Annotated in this window: 20 protein-coding genes and 1 pseudogene; 7 read left to right on the top strand and 14 right to left on the bottom strand. The window is 59.9% G+C overall.

Translation table 11 applies throughout. The features are described from left to right. Positions 1 to 40: 40 nt before the first annotated feature. From H3T88_RS02305 to H3T88_RS08790, 9 genes and pseudogenes are all read right to left on the bottom strand, one after another. The gene (locus H3T88_RS02305; RefSeq protein ID WP_198203382.1) at positions 41 to 853 is read right to left on the bottom strand and encodes an amino acid ABC transporter ATP-binding protein; all 813 of its coding nucleotides are present in this window, start codon (positions 851 to 853) and stop codon (positions 41 to 43) included. Positions 854 to 869: 16 nt separating this feature from the next. Further along, positions 870 to 1,844, bottom strand: a complete 975-nt coding sequence (locus H3T88_RS02300; protein ID WP_015022217.1) for an amino acid ABC transporter permease — start codon at positions 1,842 to 1,844, stop codon at positions 870 to 872. 108 nt (positions 1,845 to 1,952) lie between these two features. Beyond that, complete coding sequence (locus H3T88_RS02295) at positions 1,953 to 2,891, bottom strand: ABC transporter substrate-binding protein (protein WP_198203381.1); 939 nt, start codon at positions 2,889 to 2,891, stop codon at positions 1,953 to 1,955. A gap of 278 nt (positions 2,892 to 3,169) precedes the next feature. Further along, positions 3,170 to 3,646 (bottom strand): SsrA-binding protein SmpB, encoded by a 477-nt coding sequence (gene smpB, locus H3T88_RS02290; protein ID WP_015022219.1) that lies wholly within the window; start codon positions 3,644 to 3,646, stop codon positions 3,170 to 3,172. A 92-nt stretch (positions 3,647 to 3,738) separates the two neighbouring features. Then, complete coding sequence (locus H3T88_RS02285) at positions 3,739 to 5,127, bottom strand: CHAP domain-containing protein (RefSeq protein WP_198203380.1); 1,389 nt, start codon at positions 5,125 to 5,127, stop codon at positions 3,739 to 3,741. An 86-nt stretch (positions 5,128 to 5,213) separates the two neighbouring features. Further along, on the bottom strand, positions 5,214 to 6,137 hold the full coding sequence (gene ftsX, locus H3T88_RS02280; RefSeq protein WP_015022221.1) for a permease-like cell division protein FtsX: 924 nt from the start codon (positions 6,135 to 6,137) through the stop codon (positions 5,214 to 5,216). A gap of 770 nt (positions 6,138 to 6,907) precedes the next feature. After that, a pseudogene (gene ftsE, locus H3T88_RS08625) lies at positions 6,908 to 7,939 on the bottom strand (cell division ATP-binding protein FtsE); the annotation flags it as partial. A 97-nt stretch (positions 7,940 to 8,036) separates the two neighbouring features. Beyond that, a complete protein-coding gene (gene prfB, locus H3T88_RS02270; RefSeq protein WP_015022223.1) occupies positions 8,037 to 9,170 on the bottom strand; it encodes a peptide chain release factor 2 in 1,134 nt (377 codons plus the stop codon). Between the two features lie 106 nt (positions 9,171 to 9,276). Further along, positions 9,277 to 9,408 carry a hypothetical protein gene (locus H3T88_RS08790; RefSeq protein WP_255297770.1) on the bottom strand — a complete coding sequence of 44 codons (132 nt, stop codon included), beginning with the start codon at positions 9,406 to 9,408 and terminating at the stop codon, positions 9,277 to 9,279. Positions 9,409 to 9,555: 147 nt separating this feature from the next. Between H3T88_RS08790 and dapD the strand changes: the two genes are divergently transcribed. Next, positions 9,556 to 10,515, top strand: a complete 960-nt coding sequence (dapD, locus tag H3T88_RS02265; protein ID WP_198203378.1) for a 2,3,4,5-tetrahydropyridine-2,6-dicarboxylate N-succinyltransferase — start codon at positions 9,556 to 9,558, stop codon at positions 10,513 to 10,515. A 19-nt stretch (positions 10,516 to 10,534) separates the two neighbouring features. Here dapD and H3T88_RS02260 read toward each other — a convergent pair whose 3' ends face one another. The 3 genes from H3T88_RS02260 to H3T88_RS02250 form a co-directional block, all read right to left on the bottom strand. Beyond that, complete coding sequence (locus tag H3T88_RS02260) at positions 10,535 to 11,824, bottom strand: citrate synthase (RefSeq protein WP_198203536.1); 1,290 nt, start codon at positions 11,822 to 11,824, stop codon at positions 10,535 to 10,537. A 333-nt stretch (positions 11,825 to 12,157) separates the two neighbouring features. After that, on the bottom strand, positions 12,158 to 12,934 hold the full coding sequence (map, locus tag H3T88_RS02255) for a type I methionyl aminopeptidase (RefSeq protein WP_198203377.1): 777 nt from the start codon (positions 12,932 to 12,934) through the stop codon (positions 12,158 to 12,160). 103 nt (positions 12,935 to 13,037) lie between these two features. After that, positions 13,038 to 13,736, bottom strand: a complete 699-nt coding sequence (locus H3T88_RS02250; RefSeq protein ID WP_015022228.1) for an HdeD family acid-resistance protein — start codon at positions 13,734 to 13,736, stop codon at positions 13,038 to 13,040. 176 nt (positions 13,737 to 13,912) lie between these two features. Between H3T88_RS02250 and H3T88_RS02245 the strand changes: the two genes are divergently transcribed. Beyond that, positions 13,913 to 16,006, top strand: coding sequence for a M13 family metallopeptidase (locus tag H3T88_RS02245; RefSeq protein WP_198203376.1), 2,094 nt, complete (start codon positions 13,913 to 13,915; stop codon positions 16,004 to 16,006). A 121-nt stretch (positions 16,007 to 16,127) separates the two neighbouring features. On the opposite strand, the gene H3T88_RS02240 is transcribed toward H3T88_RS02245, so the two are convergent. Next, the gene (locus H3T88_RS02240) at positions 16,128 to 16,628 is read right to left on the bottom strand and encodes a single-stranded DNA-binding protein (protein WP_198203375.1); all 501 of its coding nucleotides are present in this window, start codon (positions 16,626 to 16,628) and stop codon (positions 16,128 to 16,130) included. Between the two features lie 1,099 nt (positions 16,629 to 17,727). Between H3T88_RS02240 and H3T88_RS02235 the strand changes: the two genes are divergently transcribed. Then, positions 17,728 to 18,582: an exodeoxyribonuclease III gene (locus H3T88_RS02235; protein WP_198203374.1), complete on the top strand. Its 855-nt coding sequence runs from the start codon at positions 17,728 to 17,730 to the stop codon at positions 18,580 to 18,582. A 128-nt stretch (positions 18,583 to 18,710) separates the two neighbouring features. On the opposite strand, the gene H3T88_RS02230 is transcribed toward H3T88_RS02235, so the two are convergent. Next, positions 18,711 to 20,525, bottom strand: coding sequence for a proline--tRNA ligase (locus H3T88_RS02230; protein ID WP_198203373.1), 1,815 nt, complete (start codon positions 20,523 to 20,525; stop codon positions 18,711 to 18,713). Between the two features lie 307 nt (positions 20,526 to 20,832). On the opposite strand from H3T88_RS02230, the gene H3T88_RS02225 reads away from it, so the two are divergent. From H3T88_RS02225 to H3T88_RS02210, 4 genes are all read left to right on the top strand, one after another. Beyond that, positions 20,833 to 21,618 carry an ABC transporter ATP-binding protein gene (locus H3T88_RS02225; protein ID WP_198203372.1) on the top strand — a complete coding sequence of 262 codons (786 nt, stop codon included), beginning with the start codon at positions 20,833 to 20,835 and terminating at the stop codon, positions 21,616 to 21,618. A gap of 173 nt (positions 21,619 to 21,791) precedes the next feature. Beyond that, positions 21,792 to 23,117: a hypothetical protein gene (locus H3T88_RS02220; protein ID WP_198203371.1), complete on the top strand. Its 1,326-nt coding sequence runs from the start codon at positions 21,792 to 21,794 to the stop codon at positions 23,115 to 23,117. A 26-nt stretch (positions 23,118 to 23,143) separates the two neighbouring features. Next, the gene (locus H3T88_RS02215; RefSeq protein WP_198203370.1) at positions 23,144 to 23,884 is read left to right on the top strand and encodes a hypothetical protein; all 741 of its coding nucleotides are present in this window, start codon (positions 23,144 to 23,146) and stop codon (positions 23,882 to 23,884) included. 246 nt (positions 23,885 to 24,130) lie between these two features. Beyond that, positions 24,131 to 24,613: a GNAT family N-acetyltransferase gene (locus tag H3T88_RS02210; protein ID WP_198203369.1), complete on the top strand. Its 483-nt coding sequence runs from the start codon at positions 24,131 to 24,133 to the stop codon at positions 24,611 to 24,613. The last annotated feature ends 28 nt before the right edge of the window (positions 24,614 to 24,641 follow it).

Here is a 24,641-nt window from a genome sequence, read left to right as displayed (position 1 = left end):
GCTTCTTGCCGGAATTTCTACAACCAGGCAGAGCCTGAGCCTAGAGCACGGTATGCAGGAACTCGGCGAACCGCTCGGTGCGAGGATGGTCGATGATGTCAGGTCCTCCCTGCTCCACCACGACACCCTGGTCCATGAAGACGATCTGCTCGGCCACCTCGCGGGCGAAGCCCATTTCGTGGGTGACCACCACCATGGTCATGCCCTGCTGAGCCACCTGTCGCATGACCCCCAGGACCTCGCCCACCAGCTCCGGATCCAGGGCCGAGGTGGGCTCGTCGAAGAGCATGATGTCAGGGTGCATGGCCAGGGCTCGCGCGATGGCCACACGTTGCTGCTGACCGCCGGAGAGCTGGGCGGGATAGTAGTCCATCCTGTCCTCGAGCCCTACACGCTCCAGCTGGGCCTGAGCCTCCTTGCGGGCATCGGTCTTGGGAACCCGGCCCACATGGACCGGTGCCTCCATGACGTTCTCCAAGGCGGTCATGTGGGGGAAGAGGTTGAAACGTTGAAAGACCATGCCGATTTTGGATCGCTGCCTGGCAATGGCCCTGTCGTCCAGGGTCTGCAGCACAGGGCCCTTGCCGGTATTGATCCTCTGGTATCCGGTCAGCTCGCCGTCCACGTAGATTTCGCCTGCTGTACGGGTCTCCAGTTGGTTGATCAGCCGCAGCAGCGTTGACTTGCCTGAGCCGGAAGGCCCTAGGACGGCCGTCACCGTGCCTGGCATGACCTCCAAGTTGATTCCCCGCAGCACATGCTGATCACCGAATACCTTGTGCACATTCCTGATGACGATGGCCGGATCCTTACCGCCTTGACCATCTTTCCTGGTCTGCCTGTGCTCGTCCATGATTCTCCTCCTGCGCTCAGGCGTTCAGCCCGGCCATCATGACCTTGTTGACCTTGTCAGTGTCCTGACGGGTCTGTGGATCCTCGCCATCCTTGCCGTCCTTGGCTCCCGACCCGGCCAGGGGCCGCGAGTCGAAGCCCTTGCCGTAGTGCTTCTCCAGCTGGGCCTGGAGGACCATCAGAATGGAGGTGATGACCAGGTACCAGATGCAGGCCACAATCAGCAGCGGGATGGTCTTGTAGATGCGGTTGGCGATGGCGTTGGTGGCGAACTGGAGCTCCAGTGTGAAGGGCACGGCAAGAGCCAGGGATGTGGTCTTGAGCATGCCGATGGTCTCATTGCCGGTAGGCGGCACGATGATGCGCATGGCCTGAGGCAGGACGATCCGCCGCATGATCATGGACGGGGGCATGCCCAGGGCCTTGGCTGCCTCCTCCTGGCCGGGATCCACAGCCTCGATGCCGGCACGGACGATTTCGGAAAGATAGGCGGCCTCGTTCAGTCCCAGGCCCAGAACCGTGGCCACGGTGGCGTTCAGCACGGTCTTGGTGTCGATGCTCCAGAACTCGGGCCCGAAGGGGATGCCGATGGCCAGCTTGGGAATCAGTACGGAGAGGAGGCCCCAGAAGACCAGCTGGGTATACACAGGAGTGCCTCGGAAGAACCAGATGAAGAACCAGCTGACCCACCGTAGAACCGGATTGGACGACTTGCGCATGACCGCCAGGATGATGGCCAGAATCGTGGCCAGGACCATGGCGTAGACGGTCAGCAGAAGGGTCCACTTGATGCCGTCCAGGACATGCTCATTGAAGAGGTACTTCCAGACCGTGGGCCAATCAAAATTGGGGTTGGTCACCATGCCGTGGATCAGCATGGCCACGAATATGGCCACGATGATCGCAGCTACGAACGGCCCCGGTTTGCGCACAGGCCTGGCATGTATTCTGCCGGGGATCTGAATCTGGTCCGTCCCCTTCTTGGTTTGCATCTCCTGCTTCCTTCCGCACCGCTGTACTTATTCAGGCCTGGCCTATTGGCCGAACCATCTGTTTAAGGCGCGGGTCACCCGATGCGACGACCCGCGCCTGGCCCTGCCTCAGTCAGAGACCGCAGGGTTGATCTCAGCCTTCTCGACCGCGCCGCTCTGAACGCCCCAATTCTTGAGGATCTTGGCGTAGACGCCGTCGTCGATCAGCTTCTGCAGAGCCGCCTGAGTGGCCTCGGCCATGCCGCTGCCCTTCTTCAGAGCGGCACCTTGCAGGACGATGTCGGTATCCTTGCCCAGCTTCTCCAGCTGTCCATCGGTCTGCTTGATGGCGTAACCGGTCACCTGGGAGTCAGCATAGAAAACGTCGATCTTGCCGTTGACCACTGCAGTGGCAGCATCGGTCTGCTGCTTGTAGGACTGGACGTCCACCGGCTTCTTGCCCTTGGCCTTGCACTCGGCCGAAATCTTGTCGGCGGCCTGCTGCTCCTCTATGGTTCCGGTCTGCACGCCGACCTTGACGCCGCAGATGTCGTCAGGATTGATCTTGGAGGGGTTGCCCTTCTTCACGGCAAAAGCGGTGCCCGCATTGAAAGTGGTTACGAAGTCGACCGATTGCATCCGCTCCTTGGTGATGGTGAAGCTGGAGATACCCGCGTCATATTTGCTGCCGATGGCTGGGATGATGGTATCGAAGGAAGCGCTGACCATCTCCCCCTCGAGCCCCATAACCTTGGCAATGGCGTTCGACAGGTCCACGTCATAGCCGATGGGGGTCTTTCCGTCCTCATTCATGAACTCACCAGGCGCATATGAGGTCTCCATGCCCACGGTCAGCTTCCCGTCCTTGGCAACCGACTCGGGCACCTTGGCCGCAATGGCCGGATCCTTCTTGATGCCGCTGACGTCAAAAGCCGCTGGATGGGAGCTGGTGGTGGCCTTGCCCGACGCACTGCTGGTGTCCGCCTCGTCGGTGGTTCCGCAGGCTCCGATGGAGGCCAGCAGGGTGACACTCAGAGCCGCCGCCAACACCGCCTTGATCTTGCCCATGTCTTCTCCTCTTCCGGACCGCCCCGAAGCGACCCCTCATTGCTCTTGATTGACATGCACTATTATGCACACATTTGTATTTTTATGCATACGGATGAAGATTAACTCTATCTCGCGGACTGCTTATACTGACATTTTTGGCTCTATAACGGGCCAAAGACGCTATTCATCACCGTCTATTGACATCAGCGCCGGGCGTGTCGAATCTGTATAGAACAGGAAGCCGTCAACGGGCAACTGCGGTTTTCAGGAGATTCAAGGGAACATATCAGGGGGGCTCAGCCCCGCCGGTTCCGGTAGCGCATGGCCCTTTGCGCCTCGCGACGATCCTGCTCCTCCCGCAGGGACTGGCGCTTGTCATATTCGCGCTTGCCTCGAGCCACCGCGATCTCCACCTTGACCCTGCCGTCCTTGAAATACAGGCTCAGGGGAATGATGGTATAGCCTTTGGCCTGAATCTGCCGCTCCAAACGGACGATCTGCTTGGCGTGGAGGAGCAGCTTGCGCTTGCGCTTGGGGGCATGGTTGTTCCAGGTGCCATTGAGATATTCAGGGATATTGGCGTTTTCCAGCCAGACCTCGTGCCGCCGGTCGATGCTGACGAATGACTCGGCCAGGGAGGCCCGCCCCTCACGCAGGGACTTGACCTCGGTCCCGGTCAACGCGATGCCGGCCTCGTACCGATCCTCTATCTGGTAGTCATGACGGGCCCTGCGATTCTGGGCGATCATGGATGTGCCGGTTTCCTTAGCCATAATATCCTCCTCTGGATCGCGCCAAGGAGGCTACGTGGCACTCCGGACAGCGATAGTGACGTTCCAAGCGGTGGACCTGGCCCGCAACGGCATCAGTAATGAATGTATTGGTAGTTGCCGACCCCATAGACCGTCTCATAAGCGGGGAAGGATGCGAAGCCGGTGCCCCCTTGGGAGATGAGCACCGATCCATCTGCATTGACGCGCTCGACCACAGCCACATGGCCATAGGTCCAGTCTGCATTCCAGGAACCGACCCGCTGGCCACGGGCGAAGACCATGGCGGCGCCCACATGCGGAGTGTTGTTGACCAGGTAGCCCAGACTACGTGCCGTATTGGCCCAATCAGCCCCGTTGCCCATATAGGATCCCACAGGCAGGGACAGCTGCGAGCGACGGATGTAGGCCCAAAGCGTGCACTGACGAGCGGGATAGGCGCTGCCGCCCACCGAGTTGCCGGTGGGATGGCCGTAGCAGAACCCTGAGCCCTCAGGGCAGTTGCCAGGTACTCCATAATTCATACCGGAGGCACCTGTACCACCCCCGTTGCTCGGCGGAGAAGGCCGCGGAGCCGGCGATGATGCCGAGCCGCCACCGCCGATCTGCTGGGCACCACCGGCATGAGGATCAGCACCGCCTCCGACATTGCCTGTGTTCAAGGAATCGATCATAGACTCGGTGGCCACAATATCAGCGGCCTCACGGGCCGACTGCGTGGTCAGGGCGGCCTTCTGATCCTCCAGTTGCTTGCGTGCTGCAGTTCCTTGCTCGCGCAAGGCCTGCAGACTGTCCTGCTTGGCCTGCGCCTCGGCTGCCGCCTGCTGAGCCGCAGCCTGCTGTTGGTCGGCCTTGGCCTTCAAGCTGCTGATCTGCTCCTCAATGGCTTCCAAACGCTGCTTGCGGTTCATAGACGAATTGAGTGTATTGGCGGCGTCATTGGCTGTGTTGGCCTCGGACCGGGTCACGGCTGCATCGGCCTGCATCTTGTTCACAAAGTCCTTGGTGCTGGAGGACTTGGTCACCACGTCCATGACCTGGGAGGCCTCAGAGCCACGGAAGCTCTTTCTTGCCATCTGTGCCACACCAGCCTTGGCGTCGTCATAGTCGATGCCGGTCTGACGGATCTTGTCCTCCAAGTCGGCGCGATCCTTCCGGGCCGCCTGCAGACGGTCGTTGGTGGCCTGAACCAGACTGTCAGCTTGCTCGGCCTGCTGCTGGGCTTCAACGGCCCTCTGCTGCGCCGCCGGAATCTGGTTGGCAGTCAGATCATTGAGGCTCAAAATCTGGTTGGCCAGTTCATTGCTGACGCCCGCCAACTTGCTCTTCAGGGCCTCATGGCTCTGTACCTTCTGCTGATAGCTGCTCCAATCAGCCCGCGCCGGCGCGGGGGCCACCGTCAATCCCAGTATTCCTCCCCCAAACATCAAGGCCAACGACCCCACCAGGCCGCAGATGGCTTCCAAATGTTTCGTACGATTCATGGTCAAGTCCTCACAATCACTCATCCATGCTAGTCATCATTATGGCAGAGCTCGTACCCATAAGGTCGATCGGCCCGTCGCCCGAATCAGGTTCTCAGGTACCTCCGTAAGGAGATGGAAGAGGCCAATGCGGACAAGAGCATGGCCCCCAGGATCAGCGCCGGGGCCATGAGCAGGACCGTGGACTGGTCCACGTAGGGCATCCACTGGACCGTCTGGGCCAGCCAATCCGTGATGAAAAGTTTGACGATGGCGCTCAAAGCACCCACAGCCAGAAGCGAACCCAGCAAGGATGCCACAACCCCCTCCAGAATGAAGGGCAACCTGATGGTCCAGTTGGACGCTCCCACCAGTCTCATGATCTCCGTCTCGTTTCGACGGGAGGCCGCACTCATCCTGATGGTGGTGCCGGTCAGCAGAATAGCCACAATCACCATGACCACGGCAAGGACCAAAGTGACCGCTGTGGCTCTATTGAGGATTTTGAAGACCGGGTCGAATATCTGACGCTGATCAGAGACCTCCTCCACCCCATCTCGTCCGGACAGCACCTCGGAGACCACCTGGTACTTGGTCGGGTCCTTCAGCTTTAGACGCAGGGAGGCCTGCATATCTGCCGCGGTCATGGTCCTTCCCTCATAAGTGCCTTCAGGATACTGCTTGAGGAAGGTGTTCTTGAAGAAGTCCTCACGGCTCTGGTAGGTGATCTTAGCTACGGAGTCGCGCAACTCGGTATTGATGGTGTTCTCCAGCTTGACAATCTCGTCGTTGGTGGGTGCCTTGCCCGTAGCGCAAGAAGCTGCCTGGCTGGCGCCATCCGGGCAGAGCCAGACCACCACCTCCACCTGGTCGTACCAGTCTCCCTTTGCCTTGCTGATCTGAGCCTGCATGAGGCCTGAGGCGCCGATGAACAGGAAGGAGATGAAAGTGACCAGCATGACCGAGAGAATCATGGATCCGTTGCGACGCAGGTTGTCCCAGGTGCTGGAAAGGATGAACCGCAGTCTCATCGTGCCGCCTTCTTCTCGTCATCACGCTCATCCCGAGCCGATGCATCATTCTCTTCTTGGGACTTCCTTGATCCCTTAAGGACCTCGGGCGGAGCAGGAGGTGCCGGCGGGGCCCCCATGGACTCGACGTCATGACGATTTTCGCTCGTTGAGACCTTTTTATTAGCCCTGCTCTTATTGGAGGTCCGTTTTGAGGAATCCGCCACGTCATGCTTCATTTGTCCACTGTCCTGACCGGATTTGCCGGTCGGTTCGGCTGGGCTGGAGTCATCATAACGCGAAGGTTGATCGGGCCTCTTGAATCCTTGTTCAGGATCGGAAGTCCTGGCGGAAGAGCCCTTCATCGGTTGGCGATCTTTGGCATTGACATCCTTCTTGGGCGCTCTTTCACCACAATCACGATTGCGGTCATCGTCTCTTTTCCTGTTCTGATCCCGACTGCTCGATTCTTCGGTCTGCCGATCCTGGGACCTGCTTTCAGTTGTCGCCTTGGGCTGAGCAGCGTCCGAACCACTGGCGGGCTTGGAAGATTTTCCGGGGGCTGTGCGCTCTGCCCGAGCACGATTGGCTGACTCATCATGATCGGTTTCCGCCTCGTCGTGGCCTCCATCACCGGAACCGTCACTCGATTGACCTGATCGATCCTGTGCGACCTGGGTTGCTGGCCTGCGGAATCGCTCGTCCGAGTCAGAATCGGCCCTACGACCGGACTGCCCTGCAGCCGCGTCTTCGCACTGGCTGGAATCTTCCTGCGCAGACTCAAGACTGCCCAGACCCTTACCCCAGGTCAGAGTGTCCTCCACAGAGGTGAAGACCTTCCCATAACGTCCGGTTCTCCCCGAATGCATGGACTTGGCCAACCGCGCGATTCCCTCGTCACCGTATTGACCCTGGTTGACGGCCTCTGCCGCCGCTTGGACCACCTGCCTGGCCCCCTTGGCTCCATCCGCAATGGGCTCGGTGGCCGATCTATTCCCCTCCTGCACGACGACTTGAACCGGGCGGCGCCCTCCAACTCCAGCCTCACGTACACGGTCCAGGGCATCGCCGTCGTCGGGATCCCCAATGGCGTGATGAGAGCGCGCAGCAACCTCGGCGTCTGGGAAGAATCGCGAAGAATCATAGGAGCCATGGACTTCGTCACGCACAATCCGACCGGTATGCAACTCCACCACCCGCTTGCGCATGGAGTTTACGATCTCCTCGTTGTGGGTGGCCATGACCACAGTGGTGCCGGTCCTGTTGATGGCATCCAGGACCTCCATAATGCCCAGGGAGGTAGTGGGATCAAGGTTGCCGGTGGGCTCATCCGCCAGCAGAATCTCCGGGTTGTTGACGTAGGCCCGGGCCAGTGCCACACGCTGGGCCTCGCCGCCGGAAAGCTCGTGGGGGTAGTTGTGCTCCTTGCCGGTCAGCCCCACAGTCTTGAGCACCTGAGGCACCAGGGTCTTAATGGTGGACCGACGGGCGCCGATGACCTCCAGTGTGAAAGCCACGTTCTGCCATACGGTCTTGTTGTTCAGCAACTTGTAATCCTGGAATACGAAGCCGATGGAACGCCGATACCCGGGAATCTCGCGGTTGCGCAGACGTCGCAGGTCGTTGCCGGCCACGCGGATCTCCCCCTCGGTGGCCTCCTCCTCGCGCAGGAGCAGACGCAGCAGAGTGGTCTTGCCCGACCCGCTGGCGCCCACCAGAAAAACGAAATCCCCGCGATTGACATCCAGGCTGATGTTATCCAAGGCTGGACGGGACCCCCTGGGGTAAATCTTGGTCACGCCCTTGAGCGAAATCAACGCCATTTACACTCCGTTCCTCGGTATTCCCATACAGAGGCTATCAAGAAGACCGACACTACTCACTCATGAAACACCGACCAGACTTGAGCCGGACGAAGCTCTACCTGCCGGCTTCCTCCTCGCGAGCCTGGACCCGCTGCTGATGCCGCCAGCGAATGCCAGCCTCGATGAAGGCGTCAATGTCACCGTCGAAGACCCCCTGGGTATCCGAGGTCTCGTAACCGGTGCGAAGATCCTTGACCATCTGGTAGGGATGCAGCACGTAGGAGCGCATCTGATCCCCCCAGCTGGCCTTGATGTCGCCAGCCAGCTCCTTCTTCTTCTTGGCTTCCTCCTCGTGCCGCAGAACCAACAGCCGGGACTGCAGAACAGCCATGGCAGCCGCACGGTTCTGGATCTGGCTGCGCTCATCCTGCATGGTGACCACGATGTTTGTCGGCAGGTGAGTGATGCGCACGGCTGAATAGGTGGTGTTGACACCCTGGCCGCCGGGACCGGAGGAGCAATAGGTATCCACTCGAATGTCCGAGTCGGGGATGTCGATGTGGTCTGTAGGCTCCACCAGGGGGATGACCTCGACAGCAGCGAAAGAGGTCTGCCGCCGTCCCTGATTGTCAAAGGGCGAGATCCGCACCAGACGATGGGTGCCGCCCTCCACCGACAGCCGACCGTATGCGTAAGGGGCGTCCACCTGGAAGGTGGCCGACTTGATGCCGGCCTCCTCCGCGTAGGAGGTGTCCATGACCTTGGTGGAGAAGCCGTGCCGCTCAGCCCAGCGCATATACATACGCAGGAGCATCTGGGCCCAGTCGGCTGCATCCACGCCGCCGGCACCCGAGCGGATGGTGACGACGGCGGCGCGCTCGTCGTACTCCCCATCCAGCAGGGTCTGAATCTCCATGTCGGCCAGGTCGGACCTCAAAGAGTCGATCTCCTTGCGTGCCTCCACCAGTGTGTCCTGATCATGCTCCTCCCGGCCCAGCTCCTCCAAGGCCTGCACATCATCCAGCCGTGAGGAAGCGGACTCCAGGTGCTTGAGCTGGGATTGCAGGGCCGAGAGCCTGCTGGTCACCTTCTGGGCGTTCTCCTGATCATCCCAAAGTCCGGGCGCGCTCGCCTGACGCTCCAAATCCGCAATCCGCGAGCGCAGACCCTCCGGATCCAGCGCCTTGGAAATCATCTCGTACTTGGCCTTGGCCTGCTCCAACGCTTGGGCGAAATCCATCTCTGCCATACCGTCTCACCGCTTTCCAGACCGGCTGCATATGAGCCGGCCACCGTCTTCGTTCCTATCCGCTTGGCCTGTGACGGCCGGATTCCCGCCGACCGGACGGGCCAGGTCAAAGGCCGCTGAAGATTGCAGGGATGACAAGACTGGCCAGCAACGCCACAGCGATGACCAGGCAGACCGCCCTGGCCGTATTGCGGCGCCTACGCTCCCGGCGCTCCCGCTCATGACTGTAGGCACTCATAATTGTTGATTTTACCTATCGGCTGGGACCTGGCCGGCGACAGCCCAGACCCGACTGTCGGACGGACCGCCTGTGTTTGAGCGTCGACCGGTTTATCCTGTAAGACAACCTGATGTCAACATAAGTGCACCGCCTGAAGGAGGAACGATGAGCACAGCACGCACCGCATGGGGCTGGGGTCTGTCCAGCCAGGACGAGCAGGGCCGAACCCTGGACGTCTGGTATTCCAAGGCCGAAATCTCCGCACCGCCGACCCCAGCCAACCGTCCCAACCACGACTTTGGAGACCAGGTTCACACCCAGCCCGACGCACGAGGCATCCGAAGGCTGCCGGTCTTCACCGTGGCCGATTTGGATGGCCCGATAGCCGATGCCGCCGACGCCTATCTGCGGCTTCATCTGCTCAGCATGCGCCTGACCCCGCCCAACAGCATGAACCTGGACGGGATTTTCGAACAGCTGACCACTGTGGTCTGGACCAATTACGGACCCTTTGCCGTGGAGGACTTCGCCCTGCGCAGGTCAGAGGTCATGGCAGCAGCCAGCCGCTCCATGCCGGGCATCCCGGTGACGCAGGTAACAGTGCTGAGTGTGGACAAGTTTCCCCGTATGGTGGATTACGTGGTTCCCGAGGGGGTACGCATCGGCAACGCCGACCGGATTCGGCTCGGCGCCCATCTGGCTCCAGGAACGACCGTCATGCACGAGGGCTTCGTCAACTTCAACGCCGGAACTCTGGGCCACTCCATGGTCGAAGGCAGAATCTCCCAGGGGGTCGTGGTCGGCGACGGTTCGGACATCGGCGGCGGAGCCTCAATCATGGGCACCCTGTCCGGAGGAGGTCGCCATCGGGTCTCCATCGGTCAGCACTCCTTGCTGGGAGCCAACGCCGGCATTGGCATCTCCCTGGGCGATGACTGCGTGGTCGAAGCCGGCCTCTATGTCACCGCCGGCACCAAGATCGGTCTGGGCGACCAGGTGGTCAAGGGCGCGGAACTCAGCGGACGGGATCATCTGCTCTTTATCCGCGACTCCCGCACCGGCCAGGTCAAAGCCCTGCCCCGCAAGAAAGGGGTAGAGCTGAACGAGCGGTTGCACGCCAACTGAGCCCAGGCGTTCGTGGGGCTCAGCGCTTCTCCATGGGCAGGTAGTCGCGTGGACCTTGACCGGTATAGACCTGCCTGGGACGACCGATTTTCGTATCAGGATCGTCCAGCATCTCCCTGTACTGGGCGATCCATCCGGGGATGCGCCCCAACGCGAAGAGCGTGGTGAACATCTCCGGGTCGAAGCCGATGTCGCGGTAGATGAGCCCGGTGTAGAAGTCCACATTGGGATAGAGGTGGCGTTCGACGAAGTAGTCGTCATGCAAGGCCAGGTTCTCCAGCTCCAAGGCCACGTCGAAGAGCTCCGCATCCTCGGCATTTTTATCATGGTCGGGTTCGTCCATGAGTTTGTAGAGCCACTGCTTGGCTATGGCCGCACGCGGGTCATATGACTTATAGACCCGATGGCCCAGACCCGCGATTTTCCGCCCCTCACGCTTTGCCTGATCCACATAGCCCCGCACGCCCAGACCTGAATCCCGTATGCTCTTCAGCTGGCGCAGCACGGCCTCGTTGGCGCCGCCGTGCAGGGGTCCTGACAGGGTATTGATGCCGGCAGCCACTGCCGAATACAGGTTGGCCCGGGCTGATCCAGCAATTCGAACCACCGAGGTGGAGCAGTTCTGCTCATGGTCGGCATGGATGATCAGGAGCTTGTCCAGGGCCTGCACCTTGAGAGGGTCGGCCTGATAGGGCTGATAGGGCATGGCGAAACTCATCCGCAGGAAGTCCTCCACATAGCCCCAGGTCCTGTCCGGATAAAGCAGGGGTTGGTCGCGGCGACGACGGTGGATCAGGGAGACAATGGTGCGCACCTTGGCCATGATGATGGCGCTGGCCTCATCCAGCTGGTCAGGATCGTCGACATCACAGGTGTCCGGGTGGAAACCGGCCAGAGCATTGACCGCCGCAGCCAGCACACTCATGGGATGAGCCTGGCGGGGGAAGGACGAGAGCAGATGACGGAAGTCCTCCCCTACGAGCGTGTGACCCAGGACATGGCTGCGGAACCGCTGGTACTGCTCAGCATCAGGCAGCTCGCCATGGGACAGCAGCCAGGCTACTTCGAGAAAATTGGACTGGGCGCACAGATCCTCTATGGCATAGCCCCTGTAGCGCAGTATGGACCGCTTGCCGTCAATAAAGGTGATTCCCGATACGCACTGGGCCGTGGTCTGGAAGCCGGGATCCAGCGTAACCCAGCCGTCGTTGCGCAGGGAGGAGACCAGAATGCCGTCGGGCCCTTCGGTGGCACGAACCAGGGGAAGATCAACCTGTTCGGAATCGATGGACAACCGTGCTGTAGACACCACGCACCTCCTGTTAATCAACCAGTGAGGTGCCAGTGGGAGTCGATGGCCATGCCGAATCAGGCTACCGGCACCTGTACCGGCGTGGAATTGCCGACATGCTAGCAGAAACAACCACGACTTCGATTACCGGCTTGTAACCGTCAGCAGGAATCCGTCGCCCCCAGCAACGACGCGCTGATCCAGGGCGGGGCTGTCTTCCTTCCCACGCCAGCCTGCGGGTAACAACGCCAGGAAAGAAAGGGACGGCATCAAACAGGGACCCATGAGCATCCACATTGTGGACATTCCTGGGTCCCCTATAGTCCTATTTCGCCCTAGGACAGCCTCTACTCATTCCCTGGTCGTCAGGATGACAGGCCCTTGCTCGGTGATGGCGATGGTGTGCTCGCTATGGGCGCCGCGCGACCCGTCTGCAGAACGCAGGGTCCAACCGTCCTTGGGATCCTGGTAAATCTGATCGGTCGTCGCCAGGAACCAAGGCTCAATGGCGATGACCAGACCCGGGCGCAGCTTGTAGCCGTGATGAGGAGTGCCGTCGTTGGGCACATGGGGATCACCATGCATAATCCGCCCTACACCGTGTCCGCCGAACTCCAGGTTGACGCTATACCCGTTTTCATGGGCAACCTCACCGACCGCAGCGGAGATGTCACCCAGACGGTTGCCGGGCTGAGCCTGGGCAATACCCGCCTTCAGGGCCTCTTCTGTAGTCCGAATCAGTCGCAGATCCTCTGAATCGGCATGCTCGCCCACCACGAAGCTGATAGCCGAGTCGCCCACCCAACCGTCCACATTGATGGCCAGATCCAGGGAGAGCAGGTCGCCGTCCTTGAGGTTGTAGTCATACGGAACCCCGTGCAGAACGGCATCGTTGACAGACAGGCAGATGTAGTGGGCGAAGGGGCCTGTGCCGAAATCAGGCGCGTAGTCCACGTAGCAGGAGGTTGCCCCCTTACGGGAGTTGATCCTGTCCTTGACGTAGTTGTCCAGCTCCAGCAGGTTGACCCCGGGTTTGCTCATGGCCTTGAGCTCCTTGAGGATGCTGCCGACAAACCTGCCCGCCGGCTTCATCTGTTCGATCTCCTGCTTGGTTTTGAGCTCGATCATCCTCTGCGTCCTTTCATGATTGGTGCCCACGGGTGCCACCCGTCAGGGTCCTGCCCAGGTACTACCTCCCAGTATTATCGGGTCAGTCGGACGAGTCCGGCTCTCAGTTCCGGCCGAAGGTGAAGGCCCTGATGATGGAGACGACACCCAGCACCAGAAGAGCGCACCCGCTGAAGATGACCAGGAAGATGACGGAGCTCAGCGGATAGATCATGACGATGATTCCGGCGATGATGGAGACAATGCCTGAGAAGATGGCCCAGCCTGAATGTGGAAGCCCCCAGGAGGCGGCCAGACTCATCACGCCCTCCATGATCCAGCTGATGCCCACGATGATGGTGACCAGCAGGGTCAGCGCAGAAGCGGACAGGGCCGTGTTCCTGACGATGACAATGCCTCCGACGGCGATCAGAGCGCCAAAGAGGACACCCAACACCCGCCATCCGCCTGGAAGTCCCTTGGTTACGATGGCGGTGGCCAGACGGACCACGCCGGAGATGATGAAGTAGATACCCAGCACCACGGTCACGGCGATCAGGGTCTTGTCCGGCCTGAGCAGAAGGGCCAGGCCCAGAATGACTCCAATCACACCCATGACGCCCATAATGATGCGGATGGCCCGCAGGGTTCTGAATCCCAGATCCTCAGCGATCATGGAGAATGGATCCATGCGTGGCGGGCGCCCCTGATAGCCGGGGTATTGCCCAAACTGACCATAATTATCCTGGTATTGGCCGCCATTCCGCCCAGAATCCTGACCACCGTACTGATTGGGCTGACCGCCCTGCATGGGATCCGTCATACCGTCCTCTTTCACTCGCTCAGGGCGGCCAATGGGCCGCCCCGTTACCGTCTTCCAAGTGTAAATCACCAACGGAGGCAATCGCGGCTTTTCCCTTCGGCGGATGATTCGCCAGCCAGTCGATTGCCGGTGACCACAGGGTATGGCATGTCACCAAAGATGGCTAGGCTTGTACCATGGCACAATCTACAGCATCCACGACCTCCTCCGGACTTGATCCGGCCTCCTTCTCTTCGGTGATCCGGCCCCAGGACGACCTTTTTCGCTTCGTCAACGGCCCTTGGATCGACACCTACAGTCTGCCCGAGGACCGCTCCCGGTTCGGCTCCTTCGACAAGCTTGCCGAAGATGCCGAAGCACAAATCCATGAAATCCTCGAGGACCCGGAATCCCCGGCAGTCAAGTCAGCCCTGCTCTATCGCAGCTTCCTGGACACCGATGCCATCGAAGCTGCAGGAATGGCACCGATCCGCCCCGACCTGCAGGCCATTGATGCCGTGTCCGACAAGAAGGCGCTGACCAGTCTGCTCGGTCGGCTCAACCCTACGGGCGGACCCGATCTGTTTGGCATCGCCATTTATGGCGATCCAGGCAACGCCGGCGTCAATGTGGCTCATATGGAACAGGCCGGGATTGGACTTCCCGACGAGGCCTACTACCGGAAGAAGAGCTACGCCCCGGTCCGCCAGGCCTACACCGACATGGTGGCCTCCCTGCTCAGGCTCTCCGGCTACGCCAACGACCAGGAGGATGCACAAAGGCAGGCGGAGTCCTTCCTTGAGGTCGAGACTCGTATAGCGGCACGCCACTGGGACAACGTATCCACCCGAGATGAGGATCGTACCTACAATCCCACGACCTTGGCCGACCTGAAGTCAACGCTCGCCGATTTCGATCTGCACACCTGGATCGAGTCCTGGCAGAATGCATATGCAGTCAGCCCTGTCGCCAATCTGCAACCGGTTGATCTGAGCTCAGCCCTGTCCAGGACCATTGTGCACGAACCTTCCTTCCTGCAGGGTTTGAACGAACTCTGGAAGACCAGCGACCTGGAGGATCTCAAACTCTGGGCCCGCGTACACACCCTGATCGAGTGGGCAGGCCTGCTCAGCAGCGACTTCGATCAGACCAGGTTCGACTTCTATGGCAAGATCCTTTCAGGTACGACCAAGATGCGGGACCGCTGGAAGCGAGCCGTCTCCCTGGTCAACGGCATTTGCGGCGAGGAGGTCGGACGCGAATATGTGCGTCGGCACTTCCCTGCCTCCAGCAAGGCCCGCATGGAGGCCCTGGTCTCAGACCTGATCGATGCCTATCGGGTCTCCATTACCTCCAGCGACTGGCTGGGCGAACAGACCAAGGTCAAGGCCCTGGCCAAGCTGGACAAATTCTCGCCCAAGATCGGCTACACCGAGCACTGGCGCGACTATACGGCGCTGGCTGTGGACGAAAAGCTGGGCCTGGTCGACAACGTGCGACGGGCCAACCTCTACGAGTCCGGCTACCAGTTCGGCAAGGCCGGTCAGCCCGTGGACAAGGAAGAGTGGCTGATGAACCCTCAGACGGTCAACGCCTACTACGAGCCCACTCTGAACGTCATCGTCTTCCCCGCAGCCATCCTGCAGCCGCCCTTCTTCGACCCAGAAGCCGACGACGCCGTCAACTACGGAGGCATCGGGTCGGTCATCGGCCACGAAATCGGCCACGGATTCGACGACCAGGGCTCCAAGTACGACGGTGACGGACGTCTGCAGGACTGGTGGACCCCGCAGGACCGCCAAAACTTCGAACAGCGGACCAAGGCACTCATCGAACAGTACAACGGGTTCGTGCCTCAACAGCTTGCCGAGAAGTACGCCGACAAGCCCGAGCAAGCACCTCATGTCAATGGAGCCCTGACCATTGGCGAGAACATCGGGGACCTGGGAGGCGTCAATATCGCCATCAAGGCCTATGCCCTCTCCTTGCAGAAGAAGGAGGGCGGCACAGCAGGGTCAGACGATGCGACTATGGACCAGGCGCTGGCCTCGGCTCCGGTCATGGACGGTTATACCGGCCTGCAACGGTTCTTCCTGTCCTATGCCTCCATCTGGAGGACCAAGAACAGGGATCAGCTGGCCGAACAGTATCTGCAGATCGATCCCCACTCCCCTGCTGAATTCCGCACCAACGGCATCGTCAGAAACGTGGACCGCTTCTATCAGGCCTTTGGGGTCACACCCGAGGACGGTATGTGGCTGGAACCCGAAGCACGGGTCAAGATCTGGTAGATCGGTTCGATTGCATTCGTTGGTTGGTTGACGGTTTCAATAAGCCTGCTGATCATGGCGGGAGGCCGACGGGAATCGGTCGGCCTCCCGCCTTCGTCTTGCTCGACCGAAACAACCTTGCTCATCCGGCATCGGAAACCTCCACCGATGTCCGCTCGGCCGCAGACGGCGCGGAGGCAGTTTCGGACGGCGAAGATGTAAGCGGCGTGGTCCAAGGGTCCGGACCGTCAGCTCCCTCATCAATAGGCGCAGTACCCGATCGGATCCTGGTGAAGGTATCCTGCCCCCGGGCCAGGTCGTGACCGATGCCATCCGCCACCAAGACCAGACTGCTGTGCTGCTGGCCATCGCTGATCCACTCCTCCGTCACTAAAGATCCCGTCACCATGACCGGATCGCCCTTGTGCAGACAGGCCAGGGCATTGACCGCCAGGGTCCTGAAGGCTTTGACCGTCAGCCAGGTGGTGGATTTTCGTTTCCACACCCCAGCCGCAGCATCGTAATAGGCCGGCGTAGAGCCCAACCTGAAGGAGCAGACAGGTGTAGACCCCGGCTGTCCCAGACGAGTTGGTTGGGTCCCCATAAAACCGAAGACAGTCGTTTTTATTTCGTTGATGGACATACCGGAACCTCTCTGTTGATGTTATGAATCCGACGCTGTAAATCTGCCAGTCGATTCCTGATCTTGCAGCGGTGAGGCCATCCGACGGAGGATCCCCGACCAGAGCGCGGATAATCGGAGCGGGGGAAGGGACAGGCCCCGGCCAGGGACCCTCCGTCGAACGGTGAATCCATCCTGCCTCCGCCCACGTCCCCATACCCGACCTGCAGACCATTGTGGTCGAACTAACACGGCCAAACTCACATTGTGGACAGACCAACTTTTCTTCCATAAAATCCGAAATAAGTCTATTGCTAGGAAGATCTATTTCGTCAGGTAAAGCAATGTGGATATACCCCATTAATTATGAAAACTTGAGAACAAGGGAAAACTTGCTAACGAAAAATGGACGGCTCGGATGCAGGTAAACGTCAATGGTGATAATGCCTTGACGACTCATAATTGTTGATTATTCAAGGAGAGAGGTGGACACAATATGATTGCAGAAGCAATTGCGGGCGTATAGCGATAGTGGGATGCATACCAGGGATGGCGGCAGCTGCCATACTCGTTACATTGTTGATTCGGTACTTCAGGAAGAACAGAACACAGCATACATAAATCCAGACAATAGCCTATGGGCGGCGCTGGCTTTTAATTCCTATGACTCCATCACCGATAATGGGTGGCGGCCTGCGCTATAAAACAAACCGCCACCCATTATCTTGTTCCCGGCCGCTTTCAGCGATGCTGGTCCGATTACCTCATGAACACTCCAGATGGGCAGTCGTAACCAGTCACTATCCGTCGGGAAACACATGGCTGTACAAAAAGAATGAGAGACTCAGGCAACTCCATTCCGAACCAGAGAAGGTCGCAACCTCCGCGAACAGTCACCAGGCGCAAATCATTCTGTTCAAGGCTGATGTGCAGATGTGGAAACAAGCCGCAAGTTCGACGCTAGAAACCAAGGGAGCAGCGTTCGAAGACGGCATTCACTCGGCTTATCTCAGTGAAGGAATGATTACCGATGCTTTCACTGCCCAAGACCATCGGGCATTGGTCCTGGGCTAAACTGTGAGAGCAGATACATCGGCACGGTTTGGAAGGACCCGCAGTCATGGTTCACACGCTGGTCAGTTGGAATATCGATTCGCTCAACGCCGCCTTGCTGGGCAAAAGCAGCCGTAGCGCCCTCTCCCTGAGGGTGGTGGAGACCATACGGGATCTGGACCCTGATGTCGTAGCCATCCAGGAAACCAAACTCAACTGCGATCAGAAGAAATCCGCAGGCATCCTTAAGGCGCTCATGCGCTATTTCCCCGATTACCAGGAGGTGGACCGCCGCTCCGAGGCCCCGGCCCGCACAGGTTACGCAGGCACGCTCATGCTCTACCGCAAGAGCCTGCCGGAGCCTACCGTGACCCGCCCCCGCATCGGCGCCCCGGATACGATGGATGACGAGGGCCGCATGCTCACCCTGGAGTTCCCGGACTGCTTCGTGACCACGGTCTACACCCCCAATTCAGGATCGGGACTGGTCAGGCTCAAGCCACGCGGCGTCTGGGACGATTGCTACCGTCGCTACCTGCAGGAACTGGATACCCGCAAGCCGGTCCTGGCATGTGGCGACTTCAACGTGGCCCACGAAGAGATCGACATCGCCAACCCTGCCTCAAATCACCACTCCGCTGGCTTTACCGATCAGGAGCGCGAGAAGTTCGGCCTTCTGCTGGATGCAGGCTTCACCGACACCTTCCGGAAGATCCATGGCGATGCCGCCGGCTTCTACGATGACCACCGCAGCATCTACACCTGGTTCGCCCAGCGTGCCCCAAAGAGCAAGATCAACAACTCCGGCTGGCGCATCGACTACTGGCTGACCTCCAACAGAATCGCTGACCAGGTCAGCACCAGCGAACCCGTGGACACCGGCGAGCGCCAGGATCATCTGCCCATTCTGCTGCGCATCTGACCAAATAGATCCCTGAACCCAAACCAATACAACCAAAAGGGTGGGGCCGTGGTCGCGTACATCATGACGTGACCACGACCTCACCTCTCTATATTGCTTGCGATAAACAACTATGAGCGCGGTGTACTCTACTGTAGAGCTGCGATCCGATCCACGATCACCTGAGCGGCCTGAACAGCAGGCACCGCTTGCACATCAGAACCGTCGCGGTTGCGAATCTCGATGGTGCCCTTGGCGATGGTGTCGCGACCGGCAATAGCGACCAGGGGGACCCCGATCAGCTCTGCATCCTTGAACTTGACCCCGGGGGATACCTTGGGACGGTCGTCATAGATGACCTCCACACCACGGTCCTCCAGGTCGGCGACCAGCTTCTCTGCGGCATCGAAGGCCTCCTGCTTTTTGCCGGTGGCTATCACATGGACCGCGGCAGGAGCGACAGCCTTGGGCCAGGCCAGACCCTTGTCATCGTGATGCATCTCGGCAATGCAGGCCAGCACACGGGAGATGCCGATGCCGTAGCAGCCCATCCAGACCGGTACCGCCTTGCCGTTATTGTCCAGGACCTTCAGACCCAGTGCGTCAGAGTATTTCAGGCCAAGCTGGAAGACCTGGCCAATCTCCACGCCACGCTCGAAGCTGAGCGGCCCTGATCCGTCAGGACTCATGTCCCCGTGACGGACCTCGGCGGCCTCCACCACTCCGTCGGCTTGGAAGTCACGCCCGTAGACCGCATTGGCCAAGTGCACGCCTTGAGCATCAGCCCCGGTCACCCAGGCCGAGCCAGGGGCCACATGGGCGTCAAGGTAGTAGCGGATATGGGCGGCAGACTCGGTGTCCGAACGCTGAGGGCCCAGCACGCGAGGACCGATGTATCCCTTGACCAGCTCGGGGTGGGCGGCAAGGTCAGCCTCACCGGCCTCCTCAATCTCGGCCGGGGCGAACTGGGCCTCCAACCGCTTCATGTCCACCTGGCGGTCACCCGGCAGGCCGACGGCCACCAGTTCCCGCCAGCCCTCGGGATGGTCATCATCCGCAGGGTGCTTGACGGCCACAATCAGGTTCTTCAAAGTATCGGCAGCGGTCCAGTCCCGGCCGTCCTCGCGAGGATGCAGCTGGTTGAACCGCTCCACAAGAGTGTCGATGGTGGTCGAGTCGGGGGTGTCCAGCTCCTGCATGGCCGGCGTCTCGGCATAGTCGACGGGCTCAGGGCTCGGGGTGGTCAGCGCCTCCACGTTCCACGCCTTCCCCGAGGGAGCCAGTGCAAAAGTGTCCTCGCCTATGGGCAGTGGAGCCAGGAATTCCTCGGACTCGGATCCCCCCATGGGCCCGGAGACCGCGTGGACTATTACATAATTGACACCCAGTCGCTTGAAGATTCGCTCATAGGCGCCGCGCTCATCCTGGTAGGCCTTCCTCAGCCCCTCCTCGTCCACGGTGAAGGAGTAGGCGTCCTTCATAATGAACTCGCGACCCCTGATCAGCCCGGCGCGGGGACGGAACTCGTCGCGGTACTTAGTCTGGATCTGGTAAAGAACCACCGGCAGGTCCTTGTAGGAGGAGTACATATCCTTGACCAAAAGGGTGAACATCTCCTCATGGGTGGGAGCCAACAGGTAATCAGCGCCGTGCCTGTCCTGGAGGCGGAAGAGATTCTCACCGTACTCCTCCCAACGGTGGGTGGCCTCGTAGGGCTCGCGAGGCAGCAGGGCCGGGAAGTGAACCTCCTGGGCGCCAATGCCGTTAATTTCCTCCCGGACCACGGCCTGGACCTTATCAAGGACTTTCAGACCCAGCGGTAGCCAGGTGAAGATGCCAGGGGCCACCTTGCGAACGTAACCGGCCCGCTGCAGGAGTTTGGCCGAGTCCACATCGGCGTCGGCCGGATCCTCCCTGAGGGTCCGCAGAAAGAGGGTTGACATGCGCATGGCTTTGGTTCTCATACCTCCCAAAGATATGCGCGCAAAGGGACAAGCAGCCATAGAAGGTGACCTGTGACAATTTGCCGAAGGGGAGCCAGAAATCTGGGAAACATTGATCGCGCTGATCATACATTTACATTGTCCTGGTGGTCACGCCTTGGAGAAGCACCGGAGGCCAGCCATGATGCCGCGGAATACGGAGACCGCATCTTCCCGGATACCGTTCATTTGCCCTGCCAAGCAGGCCGATTTGACTCAAGCAGTTATCTGGTATAGAATTAAATATATTTTGAAATAAAATTAGTTCAAGTTTTTATTAGTTGGTTCAATGGTGAATTATAAAGTAGACGTTTCCCTCTCGCACGTGTCTTTCTCCTACGGCCGCAAACAGGCGCTGTCGGATGTGTCCTTGAGCTTCGGCAACGGCGTATTCGGGCTCTTGGGTCCCAATGGCGCCGGCAAGACGACGCTGATGAATATTGTGACCACCTTGTCACGTCCTTCCTCGGGCAGTGTAAGGATTGCCGGAGCGAATGTGCTGACAAGCGCTGGACGACGTCGGGCCAGGAGCCGAATCGGATATTTGCCGCAATCGTTCGAGCTGATGAATGCCTCCAGCCTGATGCGCAATGTTCGGTACGCCGCATGGGCGCGCGGTCTGCCATGGAAGGCGTCCTGTGATTCAGCGGTGTGGGCATTGGAACAGGTGGGATTGTCCGTGGAAGCTCGCCGCCCGGTGCGCAGCCTGTCCGGTGGCATGCGTCAACGGGCGGGCATCGCGTGTGCAATTGTCGCCCGTCCCGACGTGCTTGTCTTGGACGAACCAACCGTCGGCCTTGATCCGGTGCAACGCATTGAGGTACGTAAATTCCTCGATGCATATGCGGACAGCCACACAGTGCTGGTGAGTACGCATCTGGTCGAGGATCTGGCCACAATCGCCGACCGCGTGCTGGTACTCGACCACGGGCATCTGCTCCTGGACGGACGCATGGATGATCTCGCCGCCTTGGCCGATCCTGAGGACTCAATGGCATCGCCTTGGGAATCCGGTTATCGACGGCTGCTGACAGGGACCGAAAACCTGCCATTCGCCCAGGATGAGGTCTCATGATGGCCTGGCTTCTCAATCCCCTGTCACCGGTGAGCTCGCTGTTGTTCTTTCTGTCGATGATGGCATATCCGGCCGCATTATCGGTGCGCAACTACGGAGTCGGCCAATCAGATGCGTCCCCGTGGGCACTGACAGATGCGGCCTTGCAGTTCGACCTGACCTGGATGCATCTGGTGACGGATGTAATCGCCTGCATGTTCGGCGCATGGAGCGCCTGGAAAGCGTGTTCCCCGCGATCCATGGTCGCGCCGCCCTGGATCGGGGGCCCGTCTGTCCGCAGATATGGCGTGCCTGTCCTCAAGGGTGCCGCATTGAGTTCCCTGGCCTATGCGGCAGGTTGTCTTCCCGCCATCGTCCAGACACTGCGGTTCACAGGCGGGTCGGTTCCCGTGGGAGCCTTGCTCATGGGTATGGCAGTGCCGGCGGCCATGTTCGCCCTGGGTTATGCGCTCGGGGCCATCATGGGCAGCCGCTGGTCCCTGGTGCCGGCCACGCTTTTGCCTGCCGCCCTGTGTTGGGGCAGCCTAGTGCTGCTGATGCCGCGCATACCCAAGGGGGATGTGTTTCCCCGAGCCTGGGGTTCGCCGCTGGCCGTGGCGATGCCGGTGATGGACACGGGCATCGGTGCCGAGCCGGGACTCAGTATCAATCCTTCAGCGGTGACAGTACGCTGGGCCTTGGCCGCAGTAGTGCTGGCCGCGTCAACAGCGGCATGCATGCTGACCGCGCACTGGTGGCGGCCTGGTCTGTCATGGATAGTCGCCCCATTGGCGGTGCTTCTGCTCGTTCCGACTGCTGCCGGGGGCCTGGTTACCATGTTCGGCCCAGCAGAATGGCACCGGTCCGCTCCGTTCACCCCTGTCTGCAAAAGCATAGACGGCGTGCCCCTGTCAGTGTGCTCCCACCCGGATGATGATGCCCAGCTGAGACGCTACATGCGGTATATGCAGTCGGTCGCATCATGGTTCCCCAATGACAGTGTAGAGGGCAGATCGGGTCTTGTGCTTTTGCTGGGCAATGCCTTTACGCCTACATCCCACGACCAGGCATGGAATCTCACCGGCCAAGGCCTGGCCGAACTGGAACACCTGGGCGGCAAGAAGATACAGGTAATGACCGACACAGTCACCGAACGCACTGGACGATACAGCGACCTAGCTGATGTCACAGAGGCCATCGTGAAGGAATTCGTTCATGCCGACTGCGCGGCTACAGCACTAAAAAATGTGTATAAACAACGGACACTGGATGACGGCGCCAGCGTGACCGCTTTTGTGCTGGAGCAGTTGCCCCAGCGCATGAGGGAGACCGTCTACGAGTCGCTGGGCGGAGGGAGCGGATCCTCCGGGATGGGAAGCGCCCGAGGCCCTGCCGCCGATCTGCTTAACGACGCTACCAATGAAGAGTTCCATACCTACGTGCGTCGCAACCTCTCTGGGATTGAACGCTGCGCCGTCACACCGTCCGATGTCATCAATGATCTGGGGAAGAACCACTGATGGGCGGCCGGCATCGACGTGGTTCCATGAAAGGCGGAATCTCGGTCGGATGGTTGGCTGGGCGCCGCCCATGGGCGGCCTTGGCATTCGTCTTGCTGACTGCGACCGTGCCCTTCCTGCTCGCCTCCGCCTCCGCTGGCGCTACCGGCGGGGAGATCTATGCCCGGCCGGCCTATTACGGGTATGTCTGCGTTCCCGATCCACATGCAGCGGTATTCAACGGCGCCGTGCACACCCAATGCCCACAAGGCAAAAGCGCCGTGCCCAGTATCGTGCCCATGGCCGAACTGGCCTACGCAGCGTTCAGTGCGTGCGCCTTGGTCATGCTTGCCCCGCTTATGCCCACCTGGGAGCGCCTGAACCTGGCGCGCGTCCGTTGGCGAGCCCTGGCCGCCGGGACAGGCATGCTGATGCTGCCGTTTCTTCTCGGCCTCCTCCTTACCATACCGAGCTCCCACGGCGCACAGTCGCTGCTCAGGCTGGCTGCCTGCAACGGCCTGGTCGACGCATCCTTAATCATGCTCGGCATCGCATTACTGGGCCGTTTCTATGGGCTTGGGCTGGGCGTGGGGCTGGCAGTGATCAATATCGCCAGCCAAGGTGCGCAGGTAGGCATGGGCATGACGCTCCGTCTATACCCCAAGGACATCAGACCACCCGTTCCTGGACAGGGGGCCTGGCCGACGATTGCCGCGGTCCTGACAGTCTTCGCCGTCCTGCTCTGGACGGTCACAGGAGGCCGGGGAATGATCATGGACAGGAAATAAAGAGCCGGCACAGCTGCCTGTGGGAGGTGTGAGACGCTGTCGGCCTTAACAGCGCATGAGTTTGTCCGAGTGAGCCTGGCCGTCAAACGAACCCGTAATCAAAACGCGCATTGAGGAAAAAGTCGGTAAAACCGCAACCTGACAACCAGCATCTGACCAGCGCTACCCTCCCCCATGAAGACAGCCAAGATATGATGGTTACATATCGAACAGGTTTTCTGATTTACAAGGACAAGGCGGGCACCTATGTCATCAGAGCCGGGTGTGACCATCCAGACCTTTACCAACCTCGACACAGAGCACATGAGGCTCCTCCTGGAGGCCGATCCTTCAGAAGGGATGATCAATGACGTTTTCGCCCATTCCTGCGCCTACGAAATACGAGTCGGACAATCTCTGGCCGGCGCCATGCTGCTTATCAGACCGGATGCGGACGCCTTGGAAATCGCCAACATCAGCGTGGACCGCGCTTACCGCAGACAAGGATTCGGAAGTAGATTAATAGACCGAGCCAAGATGGAGACCGTCAGGTTGGGTCTGAGCAGACTGGAAGTCGGCACCGGATCCACCAGTTTTGGGTCCCTTTGCTTCTACCAGACATGTGGGTTTCGCATGGACCGCATAGAGCGGAACTATTTTGTAAACCGCTACCAGAGACCCATTGTCGAGAACGGAATCACCCTTAAAGACATGGTCCGTCTGTCATGGTGCCTCTGGCAGCCCGAATGAGCGCACCGGGCCAAGACCGATAAAGACG

The sequence above is a fragment of the Bifidobacterium sp. W8110 genome, assembly GCF_016101375.1.
GTDB lineage: Bacteria > Actinomycetota > Actinomycetes > Actinomycetales > Bifidobacteriaceae > Bombiscardovia > Bombiscardovia asteroides.
This window is presented reverse-complemented; position numbering and strand designations above follow the sequence as displayed.